We start from the raw sequence: 17,392 nt of genomic DNA on the forward strand, positions 1-17,392 counted from the left end.
TCGGCGGGCGCAACGGCGGGCAGTGGCGTCGCTTTCGGCGCCGCAGCCGGTTCGGGGAAGAAGCGGTTGACGGCGGCGGACATCCCCTGGATGGCGAAAATCAGCAGAAACAGAAACGCCAGCACGAACCCCATGCCGAGGCACATCAGGGTGAAGCCTTCACCCAGCAGTACAGCTTCAGTCATTGAAAGACCCTAAAGTAAGGGCACGACGGCGTGTTTGAAGGTTAACCAAACGATACTTCCGGCTAAGGAGTAGGGGGGATTTCCCGAAGCCGCCCCCGGCTCTGGCCCCTAACTGGCATCGCTGTGGTTGACGCTCAAACATCGCCATCGTGCGTGTTGGTTACATCATCATGCCGAACACAATGCTGGCGATGACCAGCACAATACCGCCGCCCAGACGGGAGGAGATTTGCGCATAAGAGATAAGATTCATACGGTTACAGGCAGAGAGCACTTCCAGGTCGCCTGAGCCGCCGCGGTTAGCCATGCACAGGCCTGCGGTGATGGCGGATTCGATCGGGAAGAAGCCAATCATCCAGCCGCCGATGGCCGCCCCGATGACAGCACCCACGACGATTACCGCAGCGATGATGACGTTCGCGAAGGTAATCGCGTCGATAATTTCCTGCAGGTCGGTGTAGCACACGCCGACCCCGACCATCAGTACCCACAGCAGCTGCTTAGAGAAGAAGTCAGACAGGCGTTTGGCCCCGGCTTTGATCTCCGGCGAGCAGAGGCCGGAAGCGTTCAGCGCCGCGACGATCAGCACCATCCAGGCGAAATAGTGGATTGAGACACCGCCAATGCTTGGCAAAATTTTCTTGGCAATGACGTAGGCCAGCAGGAAACAGGTGGTGGCGAGCACCAGGCCGACTGCCGTTTCGCGATGGGTAATCTGGCCTGCTTTTTCATCATCATCAACTTTAAAGGAGGCTTTACGTACCAGTTCGCCTTCCCCGCTCAGCCAGGTGTGTTTTTTACCGATAATATCGAGCAGCGCGGCAAAAACGATGGCGAAGATATTGGCGATGGTCAGAATGGCAATCGCGGTGGAGTAGTACTCTTCACGGGAGCGGCCGGTGACGGAGTGATAAATTTCAGACAGCGGAACCGCGCCTGCGCCGTTGCCGCCGCCCATAATCGGCAGGACGTACAGCATCATGATGCGGTCTACGGAAATACCGAAGCACAGGCCGATGATAATCCCGAAGATAGATGCGCCGAGGATCCCCATAAGGATCGTCGGAATATAACCCAGCAGCGATTTCAACAGCAGTTTACGGTTAACCGAGAGAATGGCGCCAGTTATCAAAACTGCGATGAATAAGTTCAGGAAGTTGCTTTTATCCATCACATTAGTGATTGCATCAATTTCTTTTTGGGTAAAAATGCCTGCGTAAACGAAATAAGCGGCGACGAGGAAGATCATCACCGGCGCGCCGCCAATATATTTATTAAATATCGGCAGCCGTTTGCCAATCTCGCCAAAGATGGCGCCGATAATAAACATAATGGCAAAGCCGCCAACCAGGTCGGTGGGTAACGCATTAAAGAAGTGGGAAAGTAATAGCGTAATTAACGCAAACGCATAAAGGGGTAACGGCATGCCGAAGATTTTAAATCCCAGCAGGTCGCTTACGCCCTTTTTCTCCGTCGCCGGAGCTTGGCTCATGTTAGTCATAAACGTTATCCTGTTTATCAATGAAGTAATAAGACCGGCGCATAGTAATAAATAGACTCAGTGTTAAGGTGTGATAACCTTCACTGAATACTCGTGTTTTTAATTAATTTAATTATTTTTATTATGCTGAATGAATTAACAACATAAAAACCATAAAGCCAATTAAGCGACGGGAAAAATTGTGATTTAAATACAAGAATCGATAGCCGAACGCTGGCGAAATACAGGTCGTTTTGGAATAACGAAGCGCTAAAAAATGACTCTGATATTAAAACGCGTTCTGCTACGGAAGGATAAATCGCGGCGAGAGGCGATTGACCTCTTTCTCCGTCAGCATCAGCTCTCATTAGAGGCTGATTGCGAAATGGCCATTGTCGCCGAGTATCAGCAGCGGCTGGTCGGCTGCGGCGCCATCGCCGGCAACGTCCTGAAGTGCATCGCTATCGACCCCTCGCTGCAGGGGGAGGGGCTGAGCCTTAAGCTACTGACAGAATTACTCACCCTGGCCTACGAGCTGGGGCGCAGTGAACTGTTTTTATTCACTAAGCCCTGTAACGCCGCGCTCTTTGCCGGCGCCGGATTCTGGCCAATCGCACAGGCCGGCGATCTCGCCGTGTTACTGGAAAATAGCCGCGAACGGCTGACCCGCTACTGCCGCCAGCTGGCGATGTACCGTCAGCCGGGACGCAAAATAGGCGCTATCGTGATGAACGCCAACCCGTTCACGCTCGGCCACCGCTGGCTGGTGGAGCAGGCGGCCCGTCAGTGCGACTGGCTACACCTGTTTGTGGTGAAAGAGGATGCCTCCCGTTTCACGTATCAGGATCGCTACACGCTAATCGAAAAAGGGATTGCCGGCATCAACAAGGTAACGCTGCATCCCGGTTCGGCATACCTCATCTCGCGGGCCACCTTCCCTGGCTACTTCCTCAAAGAACAGGGGGTGGTGGACGACTGCCACAACCAGATCGATCTCCAGCTGTTCCGCGAACATTTAGCCCCGGCGCTGAAGATAACCCATCGTTTTGTCGGCACTGAGCCGCTGTGTTCGCTGACCCGCCATTACAACCAGCGTATGAAAGCGTCGCTGGCAGCGCCAGGCGACGCGCCGCCTGTTGAGGTGGTTGAGCTGGCGCGAATCGAAAAAAACGGCGGGCCGATATCGGCTTCCAGGGTGCGCGAACTGTACCGGCAGCGCAACTGGCAGGCGGTGGCGGCGCTGGTGCCGCCGGGAACCCTCTCTTTTCTGATGCAACTGGCGGAAAGCGAACATCAAACCGCCTGATTTTTACGCCATAACAAAGGATTTGCCTCTATGGAAATGAAGATTGACGCCCTGGCCGGCACGCTGGAGTCCAGCGATGTGATGGTCAGGATTGGGCCGGCGACGCAGCCGGGCATTCAACTGGAGATCGACAGCATTGTGAAGCAGCAGTTTGGCGATGCGATTGAGCTGGTGGTCAGAGAAACCCTGACGCAGCTCGGCGTTAGCCAGGCCAACGTGGTGGTGGATGATAAAGGGGCGCTGGAGTGCGTTCTGCGCGCCCGGGTTCAGGCTGCGGCCCTGCGCGCGGCGCAACAGTCTCAATTGCAATGGAGCCAGCTATGAAACCACGTCGCAGTATGCTGTTTATCCCCGGCGCCAATGCCGCCATGTTAAGTACTTCATTCGTTTACGGCGCCGATGCGGTGATGTTCGACCTTGAAGATGCCGTTTCGCTGCGCGAGAAAGATACCGCTCGCCTGCTGGTGTATCAGGCGTTGCAGCATCCGCTGTATCAGGATATCGAAACCGTGGTGCGCATTAACCCGCTAAATACGCCGTTTGGTCTGGCCGACCTGGAAGCGGTGGTACGCGCGGGTGTGGACATGGTACGTCTGCCGAAAACCGACAGCAAAGAAGATATTCATGAACTGGAAGCCCACGTTGAGCGGATTGAACGCGAGTGCGGCCGGGAAGTGGGTAGCACCAGGCTTATGGCGGCCATCGAGTCGGCGCTGGGGGTGGTAAACGCGGTCGAGATCGCCCGCGCCAGCCCTCGTCTGTCGGCCATCGCGCTGGCGGCCTTCGACTACGTTATGGATATGGGCACCTCCCGCGGCGACGGCACTGAGCTGTTCTATGCCCGCTGCGCCGTGCTGCATGCTGCGCGGGTCGCCGGCATCGCCGCCTATGACGTCGTGTGGTCGGATATTAATAATGAAGAGGGCTTCCTCGCGGAAGCGAATCTGGCGAAGAACCTCGGCTTCAACGGGAAATCACTGGTCAACCCGCGCCAGATCGAACTGTTGCACCAGGTCTATGCCCCGACGCGAAAAGAGGTCGACCATGCGCTGGAGGTGATTGCCGCGGCGGAAGAGGCAGAGTCGCGCGGTCTGGGCGTGGTGTCGCTGAACGGCAAGATGATCGATGGACCGATTATCGACCACGCGCGCAAAGTGGTGGCGCTTTCAGCTTCCGGTATTCGTGATTAAGGGGAATAAGATGAAAGAGACAGTAGCAATGCTTAATCAGCAGTATGTGATGCCGGAAGGATTGACCCCTTACAGCGGCGTGACGGCGAAAAGCCCATGGCTGGCCAGTGAGACGGAAAAGCGGCGGCGTAAAATCTGCGACTCGCTGGAAACGGCAATCCGTCGTTCCGGCCTGCGAAACGGTATGACCATCTCGTTCCACCACGCGTTTCGCGGCGGTGACAAAGTGGTCAATATGGTGGTGGCGAAGCTGGCGGAGATGGGCTTTCGCGATCTGACCCTGGCGTCCAGTTCGCTTATCGACGCTCACTGGCCGCTGATCGAGCATATTAAAAACGGCGTGATCCGCCAGATCTACACCTCCGGCCTGCGCGGGAAGCTCGGCGAGGAGATCTCCGCCGGGCTGATGGAAAATCCGGTGCAGATCCACTCTCACGGTGGTCGCGTACAGCTGATCCAAAGCGGTGAGTTGTCCATTGACGTGGCGTTCCTCGGCGTTCCCTGCTGCGATGAGTTTGGCAATGCCAACGGCTTTAGCGGTAAGTCGCGCTGCGGCTCGCTGGGCTACGCGCGCGTTGATGCGGAACATGCCAAATGCGTCGTGCTGTTGACCGAAGAGTGGGTGGACTACCCTAACTACCCGGCCAGTATCGCCCAGGATCAGGTGGATCTGATCGTTCAGGTGGACGAAGTAGGCGATCCGGAAAAAATCACCGCTGGCGCCATTCGTCTGACCAGCAACCCGCGCGAGCTGCTGATCGCCCGCCAGGCGGCGAAGGTGGTTGAACACTCCGGTTACTTTAAAGAGGGGTTCTCGCTGCAGACCGGCACCGGCGGCGCCTCGCTGGCGGTGAGCCGCTTCCTGGAAGACAAAATGCGCCGCAACGGTATCACCGCCAGCTTCGGCCTTGGCGGCATCACCGGGACGATGGTCGATCTGCATGAGAAAGGGCTGATTAAAACGCTGCTCGACACCCAGTCGTTCGATGGCGATGCGGCGCGCTCGCTGGCGCAGAACCCGAACCACGTCGAAATCTCTACCAATCAGTATGCCAGCCCGGGTTCCAAAGGGGCCTCCTGCGAGCGCTTAAACGTGGTAATGCTCAGCGCACTGGAAATTGACACCGACTTTAACGTCAACGTGATGACCGGCTCCAATGGCGTGCTGCGCGGCGCGTCAGGCGGCCATAGCGATACCGCCGCCGGCGCGGATTTGACCATCATTACCGCGCCGTTAGTTCGCGGCCGCATTCCCTGCGTCGTGGAAAAGGTGCTGACCCGCGTGACGCCGGGAGCCAGCGTGGATGTGCTGGTCACCGACCATGGCATTGCGGTAAACCCGGCGCGCCAGGACCTGATCGACAATTTACGCAACGCCGGTATTGCGCTGATGACCATTGAGGAACTGCAGCAGCGCGCGGAGTTGCTGACGGGCAAACCGAAAGCGATCGAATTTACCGATCGGGTGGTGGCGGTAGTCCGCTATCGCGACGGTTCGGTCATCGATGTGATCCATCAGGTGAAAAACAGCGACTAAGCGCAGAGGGGAAAGGCTATGAGCGACGTGTTAATTCAACCTCCGCGTGTGCTACGCGGAAAACCACTGAGCGCCGAAGAGGTGGTCAGCGCGGTAGAGCGCGCGCTGTTGACCGAAGTTCGCCTGACCCCTAAGCCCGGGCTGGTGGATATTCGTAACGCTGGCGCGCACCGGGATATGGATCTGGCCTCGTTTGAGGCCAGTACCGCGGTGGTGGCGCCGTGGATGGAGAAGTTTTTTATCATGGGCCACGATACCGCGGCGGTCGCGCCGGAGCAGGTGTTGATGATGCTGCGTCCGGTGGGAATGGCCTGCGAGAACGATATGCTGGAGGTCACCGGCGGGGTGAATACCCATCGTGGGGCGATCTTCGCTTTTGGCCTGCTCAGCGCGGCAGCGGGCAGGCTGGTCTCGAAAGGCGAGCCGATAGAGCAGCACCGGCTTTGCGACCAGGTGGCGCGCTTCTGTCGCGGCATGGTTATGCAGGAATTATCCTCCGCCAGTGGGGAACGGCTGAGCAAAGGCGAGATGCATTTTCTGCGTTACGGCTTCTCCGGCGCCCGCGGCGAGGCGGAGAGCGGATTCCTGACTGTGCGCACCCAGGCATTACCGGTCTTTAACCGCATGATGGAGGAGACCGGCGACAGCAATCTGGCGCTACTGCAAACCCTGCTGCATTTGATGGCATGGAATGATGACACCAACCTGGTGTCACGCGGCGGGCTGGCCGGATTGAACTATGTCCAGCAGGAGGCGCAGCGGCTGCTGTGGCAGGGCGGCGTGCTGGCTGACGGTGGGCTGGAGGCGTTGCGCCAGTTTGATGACGATCTGATTGCCCGCCATCTTAGCCCCGGCGGTAGCGCCGATCTGCTGGCGGTGACCTGGTTTTTATCCGCGTTTCCCGCCGGCGCGCTTTTCCCGCTGTAACCCTCTGCAACATCGCCCTCGCCCGCACCGTGCGGGCGGGGCATCATCATTCGCATCCTGGTTCTCACTGCGTAAACGAGGAATTGCGGCACAATCATATAGTTTTTACTGATATCGTCCGCCGTTTGTCATAAATTTCTAATTATCGGCGTTTTTGAGTAGCGGCCCGCTGACGGGCTGGTTACTCTGAAAACAATTTACGTAATGTTAACAAAAGAGAATAGCTATGCATGATGCACAAATCCGCGTGGCCATCGCCGGCGCGGGCGGCCGGATGGGACGCCAGTTAATTCAGGCTGCGCTGCAGATGGATGGAGTGGCGCTGGGCGCGGCGCTGGAGCGTGAAGGATCCAGCCTGGTGGGCAGCGACGCCGGCGAGCTGGCGGGCGCCGGCAAAGCGGGCGTCACGGTGCAGAGCAGCCTGACGGCGGTAAAAGATGATTTCGACGTGTTGATCGATTTTACCCGCCCGGAAGGCACGCTGAACCATCTGGCGTTTTGCCGCGACCACGGCAAAGGGATGGTCATCGGCACCACCGGTTTTGACGACGCTGGCAAGCAGGCGATTAGCGATGCCGCGCAGGAGATTGCCATTGTCTTTGCCGCTAACTTTAGCGTCGGCGTCAATGTTCTGTTAAAGCTGCTGGAGAAGGCGGCGAAGGTGATGGGCGACTACACCGACATCGAAATTATCGAAGCGCACCATCGGCATAAAGTGGATGCGCCGTCAGGCACCGCGCTGGCGATGGGCGAAGCGATCGCCGGGGCATTGAACAAAGATCTCAAGGACTGCGCGGTCTACAGTCGTGAAGGCCACACTGGCGAACGCGTCCCGGGCACCATTGGCTTCGCGACCGTCCGCGCGGGGGATATCGTCGGTGAACATACAGCGATGTTTGCTGATATTGGCGAACGTATTGAGATCACCCATAAAGCCTCCAGTCGGATGACATTTGCTAATGGCGCGGTTCGCTCTGCATTGTGGCTGAAAGGCAAGAAAAATGGCCTATTTGATATGCGCGACGTGCTGGAACTGAATAGTTTATAACGATTATTACCCATCGTGATGTGGTTATTGCTATCAATAAGTTATTGATGCAAGGGGCAATATTTTGTTGCCCTTTTTTATTTTTAGCTGTTTTTGTTTGTTTTTCATCTGAGAAGGCTATAAGTTTTGATGTTGTTCGGTTTTTTAGTGAACTAAATGTAAATTTTGACCATTTGGTCCACTTTTTTGCCGTTCAGCGCCAGGTTTTACACTCTTCGCCGTCCGCAAGCGTTTTCTCAGCCAGGTTTGTTGATCTTTTTGGCGTAAAAATCACGTGTTATGCGCCAGTGGCGTAAAATGACATTAAAAATCTCCGCTTTAAGTTGACTTTTATCCGACATCTCTCCAGAATGCCGCCGTTTGCCAAAAATCTGCGGGCAACAGATTTGCATTGATTCAGATCGTGTTTATGAATTAATATGCAAATAAAGTGAGTGGATATTCTCTGGAGGATGTTTTGATTAAGTCAGCGCTATTGGTTCTGGAAGACGGAACCCAGTTTCACGGTCGGGCCATCGGGGCAACCGGCACGGCGGTTGGGGAAGTCGTTTTCAATACTTCAATGACCGGTTATCAAGAAATCCTCACTGATCCTTCCTATTCCCGCCAAATCGTCACTCTTACTTATCCTCATATTGGTAATGTCGGCACCAACGCCGCCGATGAAGAATCTTCTCAGGTACATGCTCAGGGTCTGGTTATTCGCGACCTGCCGCTGATTGCCAGCAACTTCCGCAGTACCGAAGACCTCTCTTCCTATCTGAAGCGCCATAACATCGTGGCGATTGCCGATATCGATACCCGCAAGCTGACGCGTCTGCTGCGTGAGAAAGGGGCGCAGAACGGCTGCATCATCGCGGGCGACAGTCCGGATGCCCAGCTGGCGCTGGAAAAAGCGAAAGCGTTCCCTGGCCTGAACGGCATGGACCTGGCGAAAGAAGTGACCACCGCAGAAACCTACAGCTGGACGCAAGGCAGCTGGACCCTGGCGGGCGACCTGCCGGAAGCGAAAGCGGAAAGCGAGCTGCCGTTCCACGTCGTCGCGTATGACTTCGGCGCGAAACGCAACATCCTGCGCATGCTGGTTGACCGCGGCTGCCGCCTGACGGTGGTGCCGGCGAAGACTTCGGCGGCGGATGTGCTGGCGCTCAATCCGGACGGCATTTTCCTCTCCAACGGTCCTGGCGACCCGGCGCCGTGTGATTACGCTATCGACGCGATTGAAAAATTCCTGGAGACCGATATTCCGGTGTTCGGCATCTGCCTCGGCCATCAGCTGCTGGCGCTGGCGAGCGGCGCCAAGACCATTAAGATGAAGTTCGGCCACCACGGCGGCAACCACCCGGTGAAAGATATTGATAATAACGTGGTGATGATCACCGCCCAGAACCACGGTTTCGCCGTGGATGAGGCGACGCTGCCGGCCAACCTGCGCGTGACCCACAAGTCGCTGTTCGACGGCACCCTGCAGGGGATCCATCGCACCGACAAGCCGGCGTTCAGCTTCCAGGGCCACCCTGAAGCGAGCCCGGGGCCGCACGATGCCGCGCCGCTGTTCGACCACTTTATCGAGTTAATTGAGCAATACCGTCAGTCCGCGAAATAATCAGGAGTAAAAGAGCCATGCCAAAACGTACAGACATAAAAAGTATCCTGATTCTGGGCGCGGGCCCGATTGTTATCGGTCAGGCGTGCGAGTTTGACTACTCCGGCGCCCAGGCCTGTAAAGCCCTGCGCGAAGAGGGCTACCGCGTTATCCTGGTGAACTCTAACCCGGCGACCATCATGACCGACCCGGAAATGGCCGATGCCACCTACATCGAGCCGATTCACTGGGAAGTGGTGCGCAAAATCATCGAAAAAGAGCGCCCGGACGCGGTGCTGCCGACCATGGGCGGCCAGACGGCGCTGAACTGCGCGCTGGAGCTGGAGCGTCAGGGGGTGCTGGCTGAATTCGGCGTGACCATGATTGGCGCCACCGCCGATGCGATTGACAAGGCCGAAGACCGTCGCCGTTTCGATATCGCGATGAAAAAAATCGGTCTCGACACCGCGCGTTCCGGTATCGCCCACACCATGGAAGAGGCGCTGGCGGTAGCGGCTGACGTCGGCTATCCGTGCATCATCCGTCCGTCGTTCACCATGGGCGGCACCGGCGGCGGCATCGCCTATAACCGCGAAGAGTTCGAAGAGATTTGTACCCGCGGCCTGGATCTCTCTCCCACCAACGAGCTGCTGATTGATGAATCGCTGATCGGCTGGAAAGAGTATGAGATGGAAGTGGTGCGCGATAAGAACGACAACTGCATCATCGTCTGCTCTATCGAAAACTTCGACGCCATGGGGATCCACACCGGTGACTCCATCACCGTTGCGCCGGCGCAGACCCTGACCGACAAAGAGTACCAAATCATGCGTAACGCCTCGATGGCGGTGCTGCGTGAAATCGGCGTCGAAACCGGCGGCTCTAACGTTCAGTTCGCAGTCAACCCGAAAAACGGTCGCCTGATCGTTATCGAAATGAACCCGCGCGTTTCCCGCTCCTCGGCGCTGGCCTCCAAAGCCACCGGCTTCCCGATTGCTAAAGTGGCCGCCAAGCTGGCGGTAGGTTACACCCTCGACGAGCTGATGAACGACATCACCGGCGGCCGTACCCCGGCTTCCTTCGAGCCGTCCATCGACTACGTGGTCACGAAAATCCCACGCTTTAACTTCGAAAAATTCGCCGGCGCCAACGACCGACTGACCACCCAGATGAAGTCCGTCGGCGAAGTGATGGCGATTGGCCGTACCCAGCAGGAGTCCTTGCAGAAAGCGCTGCGCGGTCTGGAAGTGGGCGCCACTGGCTTCGACCCGAAAGTGAGCCTCGACGATCCGGAAGCGCTGACTAAAATCCGCCGTGAACTGAAAGACGCCGGCGCTGAGCGTATCTGGTACATCGCCGACGCGTTCCGCGCGGGCCTCTCGGTTGACGGCGTCTTCAACCTGACCAACATCGACCGCTGGTTCCTGGTGCAGATTGAAGAGCTGGTCCGTCTGGAAGAGAAAGTGGCGGAAGTGGGCATCAACGGCCTCGACGCTGACTTCCTGCGTACCCTGAAGCGTAAAGGCTTTGCCGATGCGCGTCTGGCGAAGCTGGCGGGCGTGCGGGAAGCGGAAATCCGCAAACTGCGCGACCAGTATGATCTGCACCCGGTCTACAAGCGTGTGGACACTTGCGCCGCGGAATTCGCCACCGATACCGCCTATATGTACTCCACTTATGAAGAAGAGTGCGAGTCCAACCCGTCCGTTGACCGCGATAAAATCATGGTCCTCGGCGGCGGCCCGAACCGTATCGGTCAGGGTATCGAATTCGACTACTGCTGCGTACACGCCTCGCTGGCGCTGCGCGAAGACGGTTACGAGACCATCATGGTCAACTGTAACCCGGAAACCGTCTCTACTGACTACGACACTTCCGACCGTCTGTACTTCGAGCCGGTCACCCTGGAAGACGTGCTGGAAATCGTGCGTATCGAGAAGCCAAAAGGCGTTATCGTGCAGTACGGCGGCCAGACGCCGCTGAAGCTGGCGCGCGCTCTGGAAGCCGCAGGCGTACCGGTTATCGGTACCAGCCCGGACGCTATCGACCGTGCGGAAGACCGTGAGCGCTTCCAGCACGCGGTTGACCGTCTGAAGCTGAAGCAGCCGGCGAACGCCACCGTCACCGCCATTGAACAGGCAGTAGAGAAAGCGAAAGAGATTGGCTACCCGCTGGTGGTGCGTCCGTCTTACGTGCTGGGCGGTCGGGCGATGGAGATCGTCTATGACGAGCAGGATCTGCGCCGCTACTTCCAGACTGCGGTCAGCGTCTCCAACGACGCGCCGGTGCTGCTGGACCGCTTCCTCGACGACGCGATTGAAGTGGATGTCGATGCTATCTGCGATGGCGAAATGGTGCTGATTGGCGGCATCATGGAGCATATCGAGCAGGCAGGCGTTCACTCCGGCGACTCCGCCTGTTCCCTGCCAGCCTACACCCTGAGCAAAGAGATTCAGGATGTGATGCGCGAGCAGGTGCAGAAGCTGGCCTTTGAGCTGCAGGTTCGCGGTCTGATGAACGTCCAGTTCGCGGTGAAAGATAACGAAGTCTATCTGATTGAAGTCAACCCGCGTGCGGCGCGTACCGTGCCGTTCGTCTCCAAAGCCACCGGCGTACCGCTGGCGAAAGTGGCGGCGCGCGTGATGGCCGGTAAGACGCTGGCGCAGCAGGGCGTGACCAAAGAGATCATCCCGCCGTACTACTCGGTGAAAGAGGTGGTTCTGCCGTTCAACAAATTCCCGGGCGTTGACCCGCTGTTAGGGCCAGAAATGCGCTCCACCGGGGAAGTGATGGGCGTCGGCCGCACCTTTGCCGAAGCGTTCGCCAAGGCGCAGCTGGGCAGCAACTCGACCATGAAGAAACAGGGGCGCGCGCTGCTCTCCGTCCGCGAAGGCGACAAAGAGCGCGTAGTCGACCTGGCGGCGAAGCTGCTGAAGTTTGGTTTCGAGCTGGATGCAACCCACGGTACCGCGATTGTGCTGGGCGAAGCGGGCATCAACCCGCGTCTGGTGAACAAGGTGCATGAAGGTCGTCCGCACATTCAGGACCGTATCAAGAATGGCGAATATACCTACATCATCAACACCACCGCAGGTCGTCAGGCGATTGAAGACTCCAAGCTGATTCGCCGCAGCGCCCTGCAGTACAAAGTGCACTATGACACCACCCTGAACGGCGGCTTTGCCACCGCGATGGCGCTGAACGCTGACGCCACCGACAAGGTGATTTCGGTTCAGGAAATGCACGCGCAAATCACCAAATAAGCGCTCCGTCCTGGCCGGATAGCAACAAACCTGGGCTGACGACATCGTCAGCCCATTTTTTTGGGCTGCGGCCATCTTCAGAGAGTTCTGCTTTTAACCCCCTGTCGGGTCAGGCTAACTATAGTTAGCACCATAACGATACCTATTGATGAAAAGACAGGAGGATACAATGCGCAACAATATTCTGGTGGCATCCGCGCTGGCAGCGACGGCAATCATGTTCGTGGCCGGTTGCTCATCGAATCAGTCGATCAAAACCACCGACGGCAAGACCATTGTCACCAGCGGTAAACCGCAGGTGGATGATGATACCGGTCTGGTCTCCTACAAAAATGCCGAAACCGGACGCGTGGAGCAGATTAACCGCGATCAGGTGAAATCCATGGATGAGCTGGATAATTAAGGCCTGACATTTTCCATTCAGGCGCGCGTTACGTACACCACCGCGACATAAATCACAGTTATCATTGTAAGCGGTTCGCTTAACTGTCTACACTCTTGCTGATTACGACAAGAGCTAACGCAGGCCAATCAATGATTCTGATAATTTATGCGCATCCTTATCCGCAGCATTCTCATGCGAATAAGCGAATGCTTGAACAAGCAGGGACGCTTGAAGGCGTAGAGATACGCTCCCTTTATCAACTCTATCCCGACTTTAATATCGATGTCGCCGCCGAGCAGGCGGCGCTCGCCCGTGCCGATCTGGTTATCTGGCAGCACCCGATGCAGTGGTATAGCGTGCCGCCGCTGCTGAAGCTGTGGATGGACAAAGTGCTGTCGCACGGCTGGGCCTATGGCCATAACGGAATTGCGCTGCGCGGTAAATCGCTGATGTGGGCGGTGACCACCGGCGGCGGTGAAAGCCACTTTGATATCGGTTCGTTTCCCGGTTTTCCGGTGCTGGCGCAGCCGCTGCAGGCCACCGCGCTTTACTGCGGGATGAAATGGCTGCCGCCATTCGCCATGCACTGCACCTTTATCTGCGATGACGAAACGCTGCAGGCGCAGGCCCGCCACTATCGTCAACGCTTAATCGACTGGCAGGAGGCAAATCAGAATGGATAGCCATACGCTGATACAGGCGCTGATTTACCTGGGCGCCGCGGCGCTGATTGTGCCCATCGCCGTCCGCCTTGGGCTTGGGTCGGTGCTGGGCTATCTCATCGCCGGCTGTATTATCGGGCCGTGGGGGCTGCGGCTGGTGACCGACGCCGAGGCGATTCTGCACTTTGCCGAGATTGGCGTGGTGCTGATGCTGTTCGTCATTGGTCTGGAGCTGGATCCGCAGCGTCTGTGGAAGCTGCGCGCTTCGGTGTTTGGCGGCGGCGCGCTGCAGATGGTGGCCTGTGGGGTTTTGATCGGCCTCTTTTGCATGCTGCTGGGCCTGCGCTGGCAGGTGGCCGAGCTGATCGGTATGACCCTGGCGCTCTCCTCAACCGCTATCGCCATGCAGGCGATGAATGAGCGCAATTTGACGATGTCGCAGATGGGGCGCAGCGCCTTCGCGGTGCTGCTGTTCCAGGATATCGCGGCGATCCCGCTGGTGGCGATGATCCCGCTGCTGGCGGCCAGCGGCGGCGCCACTTCGCTGATGGCTTTTGCCCTCTCCGCGCTGAAGGTGGCCGCGGCGCTGGCGCTGGTGGTGGTTCTGGGGCGCTATCTGACCCGTCCGCTGCTGCGCTTTGTCGCCCGTTCCGGTCTGCGCGAAGTGTTCAGCGCCGTGGCCCTGTTCCTGGTCTTCGGCTTTGGGCTGTTGCTGGAGGAGGTGGGGCTGTCGATGGCGATGGGGGCGTTTCTCGCCGGGGTGCTGCTGGCCAGCTCCGAGTATCGCCATGCGCTGGAGAGCGATATTGAGCCGTTTAAAGGCCTGCTGCTGGGGCTGTTCTTTATCGGCGTCGGGATGTCGATTGATTTCGGCACCCTGGTTACCCACCCGCTGCGTATTGTGATTTTGCTGGTGGGTTTCCTGGCGATAAAAATGCTGATGCTGTGGCTTATCGCCAGACCGCTTGGCGTGCCTCGCGCCCAGCGCCGCTGGTTTGCGGTGCTGCTGGGGCAGGGGAGTGAGTTCGCGTTTGTGGTCTTTGGCGCCGCGCGGATGGCGGAGGTGCTGGACGGCGAATGGGCAAAGGCGCTGACCCTGGCGGTGGCGCTGTCGATGGCGGCAACCCCCATCCTGCTGGTGCTGCTGACCCGTCTGGAGAAATCGTCCAGCGGCCAGGCGCGGGATGCGGACGAGATTGATGAAGAGCAGCCGCGGGTGATTGTCGCCGGCTTTGGCCGCTTCGGGCAGATCGCCGGGCGACTGCTGCTCTCCAGCGGGGTGAAGATGGTGATCCTCGATCACGACCCGGACCATGTCGATACCCTGCGCAAATTTGATATGAAGGTCTTCTACGGCGATGCCACCCGGGTCGATCTGCTGGAGTCGGCTGGCGCCGAAAAGGCGGAGGTGCTGATCAATGCCATTGACGATCCGCACGTCAGCCTGGAGCTGGTGGCGAGGGTAAAAGAGCATTTTCCGCATCTGCAGATTATCTCCCGCGCCCGCGATGTCGATCACTATATCCAGCTGCGTCAGGCTGGCGTCGAAGCCCCGGAGCGTGAAACCTTCGAGGCGGCGCTGAAATCCGGCCGGATGACGCTGGAGGCGCTGGGGCTCGGCGCGTATGAAGCGCGCGAGCGGGCCGATCTGTTCCGTCGCTTCAACCTGCAGATGGTCGAAGAGATGGTGGCGATGGCGGAAAACGATGCGGCGTCGCGGGTGGCGGTCTTCAAGCGGACCAGCGATATGCTGACCGGCATCATCAACGAAGATCGTCATCATCTGTCGCTGGTGCAGCGTCACGGCTGGCAGGGGACGGAAGAGGGCAGGCACACCGGCGATATCGCCGATGAGCCGGAAAATAAGCCCTCCGCCTGACGTTAATCAGTAACATTTTGTTTTCGTTTGGATCCTGTTCTGGCGGCCCACGGCACGAACGTGGGCTTGCCAGCAAATCAGAAAATTTTCTTATTCTTTACCCTCCGGCCAGTCGACGAAGTTGTACGCTTTCCGTATAGTGGCGACAATTTTTTGTACTCAGGAATGAATGAATGATCAGTCTGATTGCGGCGTTAGCGGTAGATCGCGTCATTGGTATGGAAAACGCCATGCCATGGAACCTGCCTGCCGATCTCGCCTGGTTCAAACGCAACACATTAAATAAGCCAGTAGTGATGGGGCGTCTGACCTGGGAATCCATTGGGCGCCCGTTGCCGGGGCGTAAAAATATCGTGATCAGCAGCAAGCCAGGCAGCGACGATCGCGTGCAGTGGGTCTCCTCCGTTGACGAAGCGATTGCCGCCTGCGGCGATGTGGAAGAGATCATGGTGATCGGCGGTGGTCGGGTTTATGAGCAGTTCCTGCCGAAGGCGCAGAAGCTCTATCTTACCCATATCGATGCGGAAGTGGAAGGCGATACCCATTTCCCGGATTACGATCCGGACCAGTGGGAATCGGTGTTCAGCGAGTTTCATGACGCCGACGCGCAGAACTCCCACAGCTACTGCTTTGAGATCCTCGAACGCCGTTAAGCGGGAAGGATAGCAATGAAAAAACCCCGGTCGCGTCTGGCGTGACCGGGGTTTTCTTTGGCGTGAATTCAGCGCGGATGCCGCTGCCACTATTTTTTCTACGCCAGTTTTCCCGTCGCGGGGTGCGCTTTTCCGGAGCGCTGCCCGGGGTGACAAATGGCACGTAAACGTAGGTCGGGTAAGGCGTTAGACGCCACCCGACACAAACGAGGCTCCGCGCCCGCAGTTCTTGCCCGGCGGCGCTGCGCTTGCGCGGGCCTGGGCCAGGTTTCCTGTCGCGGGTGCGTCTTTCCGGAGCGCTGCCCGGGGGGAAAAATGGCACGTAAACGTAGGTCGGGTAAGGCGTTAGCCGCTACCCGACACAAACGTGGCTCCACGCCCGCAGTTCCTGCCCGGCGGCGCTGCGCTTGCGCGGGCCTGGGGGGCCGGCGCCTGTTTCTTCAGGACGCGACGGCTTCGCCTTCGTCGAGGCTTTTCTGCCGGTTCGACGGCTGGGTAAAGTACTGCTTATCCTCCCAGCGCAGGCAGGTGAGTTCCCCCCCCCAGCAGCAGCCGGTATCCAGCGCGTAAATGCCCTCCGGCGTACCGCGTCCCTCCAGAGACGCCCAGTGGCCAAAGGCAATGCTGTAGGCACTGCTGACCGGTCCCGGAATGGCAAACCACGGCTTCAGCGGCGCCGGGGCGTCCTCGGGCGCTTCTTTCGAGTACATATCCAGCTGGCCGTTCGGGAAGCAGTAGCGCATGCGGGTGAAGGCGTTAGAGATAAAGCGCAGGCGCGCCAGGCCGCTCAGCTCGTTGCTCCAGTGATTCGGCATGTCGCCGTACATGGCATCGAGGAAGAAAGGGTAGGAGTCGCTGGAGAGCACCGCTTCTACATCGCGCGCGCACTGCTGGGCAGTCTCCAGATCCCACTGCGGGGTGATGCCGGCGTGGGCCATCACCAGCTTTTTCTCTTCGTCCACCTGGAGCAGCGGCTGACGACGCAGCCAGTTGAGGAGCTCATCGGCATCCGGCGCTTCCAGCAGTGATTTCAGACGATCCTTCGGCTTGTTGCGGCTGATGCCGGCGAAGACCGCCAGCAGGTGTAAATCATGATTGCCCAGCACCAGTCGCACGCTGTCGCCCAGAGATTTGACATAGCGCAGAACCTCCAGCGACCCCGGGCCACGGGCCACCAGATCGCCGGTCAGCCACAGCGTATCGATCGCCGGGTCGAATTCAACCTGCGCTAATAATGCGATCAGTTCATCGTAGCAACCGTGAACGTCGCCAATAAGGTATGTTGACATTGT

Annotated in this window: 15 protein-coding genes; 12 read left to right on the plus strand and 3 right to left on the minus strand. The window is 58.1% G+C overall.

All coding sequences use genetic code 11. From position 1 onward, the window contains the following. Both ACOI6Z_RS21110 and citS read right to left on the minus strand, forming a co-directional pair. On the minus strand, nt 1-185 hold a 185-nt coding region (locus ACOI6Z_RS21110), incomplete at its 3' end, for an oxaloacetate decarboxylase subunit gamma (protein WP_186997380.1). A 160-nt stretch (nt 186-345) separates the two neighbouring features. Then, nucleotides 346-1,686 carry a citrate/sodium symporter CitS gene (gene citS, locus ACOI6Z_RS21115; protein WP_064155367.1) on the minus strand — a complete coding sequence of 447 codons (1,341 nt, stop codon included), beginning with the start codon at nt 1,684-1,686 and terminating at the stop codon, nt 346-348. Nucleotides 1,687-1,942: 256 nt separating this feature from the next. Between citS and citC the strand changes: the two genes are divergently transcribed. The 12 genes from citC to folA all read left to right on the plus strand — a co-directional run bounded on the left by citC (nt 1,943) and on the right by folA (nt 16,100). Beyond that, nucleotides 1,943-2,971 carry a [citrate (pro-3S)-lyase] ligase gene (citC, locus tag ACOI6Z_RS21120; RefSeq protein WP_065813191.1) on the plus strand — a complete coding sequence of 343 codons (1,029 nt, stop codon included), beginning with the start codon at nt 1,943-1,945 and terminating at the stop codon, nt 2,969-2,971. Nucleotides 2,972-3,001: 30 nt separating this feature from the next. Then, complete coding sequence (gene citD / locus ACOI6Z_RS21125; protein ID WP_065813190.1) at nt 3,002-3,295, plus strand: citrate lyase acyl carrier protein; 294 nt, start codon at nt 3,002-3,004, stop codon at nt 3,293-3,295. Continuing rightward, the gene (gene citE, locus ACOI6Z_RS21130) at nt 3,292-4,161 is read left to right on the plus strand and encodes a citrate (pro-3S)-lyase subunit beta (RefSeq protein ID WP_023291941.1); all 870 of its coding nucleotides are present in this window, start codon (nt 3,292-3,294) and stop codon (nt 4,159-4,161) included. Before citD ends, citE begins: the two co-directional genes overlap by 4 nt. Nucleotides 4,162-4,171: 10 nt before the next feature. After that, the gene (citF, locus tag ACOI6Z_RS21135; protein WP_032429096.1) at nt 4,172-5,698 is read left to right on the plus strand and encodes a citrate lyase subunit alpha; all 1,527 of its coding nucleotides are present in this window, start codon (nt 4,172-4,174) and stop codon (nt 5,696-5,698) included. 18 nt (nt 5,699-5,716) lie between these two features. Next, complete coding sequence (gene citG / locus ACOI6Z_RS21140; protein WP_032453157.1) at nt 5,717-6,625, plus strand: triphosphoribosyl-dephospho-CoA synthase CitG; 909 nt, start codon at nt 5,717-5,719, stop codon at nt 6,623-6,625. A 226-nt stretch (nt 6,626-6,851) separates the two neighbouring features. After that, nucleotides 6,852-7,673, plus strand: a complete 822-nt coding sequence (gene dapB, locus ACOI6Z_RS21145) for a 4-hydroxy-tetrahydrodipicolinate reductase (RefSeq protein WP_023291944.1) — start codon at nt 6,852-6,854, stop codon at nt 7,671-7,673. A 457-nt stretch (nt 7,674-8,130) separates the two neighbouring features. Then, nucleotides 8,131-9,279 (plus strand): glutamine-hydrolyzing carbamoyl-phosphate synthase small subunit, encoded by a 1,149-nt coding sequence (carA, locus tag ACOI6Z_RS21150; RefSeq protein ID WP_023291945.1) that lies wholly within the window; start codon nt 8,131-8,133, stop codon nt 9,277-9,279. Nucleotides 9,280-9,296: 17 nt separating this feature from the next. Further along, nucleotides 9,297-12,521, plus strand: coding sequence for a carbamoyl-phosphate synthase large subunit (carB, locus tag ACOI6Z_RS21155; RefSeq protein ID WP_004204267.1), 3,225 nt, complete (start codon nt 9,297-9,299; stop codon nt 12,519-12,521). Between the two features lie 169 nt (nt 12,522-12,690). After that, a complete protein-coding gene (locus ACOI6Z_RS21160) occupies nt 12,691-12,924 on the plus strand; it encodes a YgdI/YgdR family lipoprotein (RefSeq protein WP_002888059.1) in 234 nt (77 codons plus the stop codon). A gap of 131 nt (nt 12,925-13,055) precedes the next feature. Further along, entirely contained in the window at nt 13,056-13,589 is a 534-nt protein-coding gene (gene kefF / locus ACOI6Z_RS21165) for a glutathione-regulated potassium-efflux system oxidoreductase KefF (RefSeq protein ID WP_023291947.1), read from the plus strand. Continuing rightward, nucleotides 13,582-15,447 (plus strand): glutathione-regulated potassium-efflux system protein KefC, encoded by a 1,866-nt coding sequence (gene kefC, locus ACOI6Z_RS21170; protein ID WP_023291948.1) that lies wholly within the window; start codon nt 13,582-13,584, stop codon nt 15,445-15,447. The genes kefF and kefC overlap by 8 nt, the downstream gene beginning before the upstream one ends. A 173-nt stretch (nt 15,448-15,620) precedes the next feature. Next, a complete protein-coding gene (gene folA / locus ACOI6Z_RS21175) occupies nt 15,621-16,100 on the plus strand; it encodes a type 3 dihydrofolate reductase (RefSeq protein ID WP_004204271.1) in 480 nt (159 codons plus the stop codon). A gap of 440 nt (nt 16,101-16,540) precedes the next feature. On the opposite strand, the gene apaH is transcribed toward folA, so the two are convergent. Next, nucleotides 16,541-17,389 (minus strand): bis(5'-nucleosyl)-tetraphosphatase (symmetrical) ApaH, encoded by an 849-nt coding sequence (gene apaH, locus ACOI6Z_RS21180; protein WP_023291949.1) that lies wholly within the window; start codon nt 17,387-17,389, stop codon nt 16,541-16,543. Nucleotides 17,390-17,392: the final 3 nt, after the last annotated feature.

It is taken from the genome of Klebsiella sp. C239, from assembly GCF_048822715.1.
Classification (GTDB): Bacteria; Pseudomonadota; Gammaproteobacteria; order Enterobacterales; family Enterobacteriaceae; genus Klebsiella; species Klebsiella quasipneumoniae.

Coding starts and splice junctions, on each gene's coding strand:
- carB (WP_004204267.1), top strand. CDS start 9,297: ATGCCAAAACGTACAGACATAAAAAGTATCCTGATTCTGGGCGCGGGC.
- citE (WP_023291941.1), top strand. CDS start 3,292: ATGAAACCACGTCGCAGTATGCTGTTTATCCCCGGCGCCAATGCCGCC.
- citC (WP_065813191.1), top strand. CDS start 1,943: ATGACTCTGATATTAAAACGCGTTCTGCTACGGAAGGATAAATCGCGG.
- citG (WP_032453157.1), top strand. CDS start 5,717: ATGAGCGACGTGTTAATTCAACCTCCGCGTGTGCTACGCGGAAAACCA.
- apaH (WP_023291949.1), bottom strand. CDS start 17,389: ATGTCAACATACCTTATTGGCGACGTTCACGGTTGCTACGATGAACTG.
- dapB (WP_023291944.1), top strand. CDS start 6,852: ATGCATGATGCACAAATCCGCGTGGCCATCGCCGGCGCGGGCGGCCGG.
- ACOI6Z_RS21160 (WP_002888059.1), top strand. CDS start 12,691: ATGCGCAACAATATTCTGGTGGCATCCGCGCTGGCAGCGACGGCAATC.
- citD (WP_065813190.1), top strand. CDS start 3,002: ATGGAAATGAAGATTGACGCCCTGGCCGGCACGCTGGAGTCCAGCGAT.
- citS (WP_064155367.1), bottom strand. CDS start 1,686: ATGACTAACATGAGCCAAGCTCCGGCGACGGAGAAAAAGGGCGTAAGC.
- kefC (WP_023291948.1), top strand. CDS start 13,582: ATGGATAGCCATACGCTGATACAGGCGCTGATTTACCTGGGCGCCGCG.
- folA (WP_004204271.1), top strand. CDS start 15,621: ATGATCAGTCTGATTGCGGCGTTAGCGGTAGATCGCGTCATTGGTATG.
- kefF (WP_023291947.1), top strand. CDS start 13,056: ATGATTCTGATAATTTATGCGCATCCTTATCCGCAGCATTCTCATGCG.
- citF (WP_032429096.1), top strand. CDS start 4,172: ATGAAAGAGACAGTAGCAATGCTTAATCAGCAGTATGTGATGCCGGAA.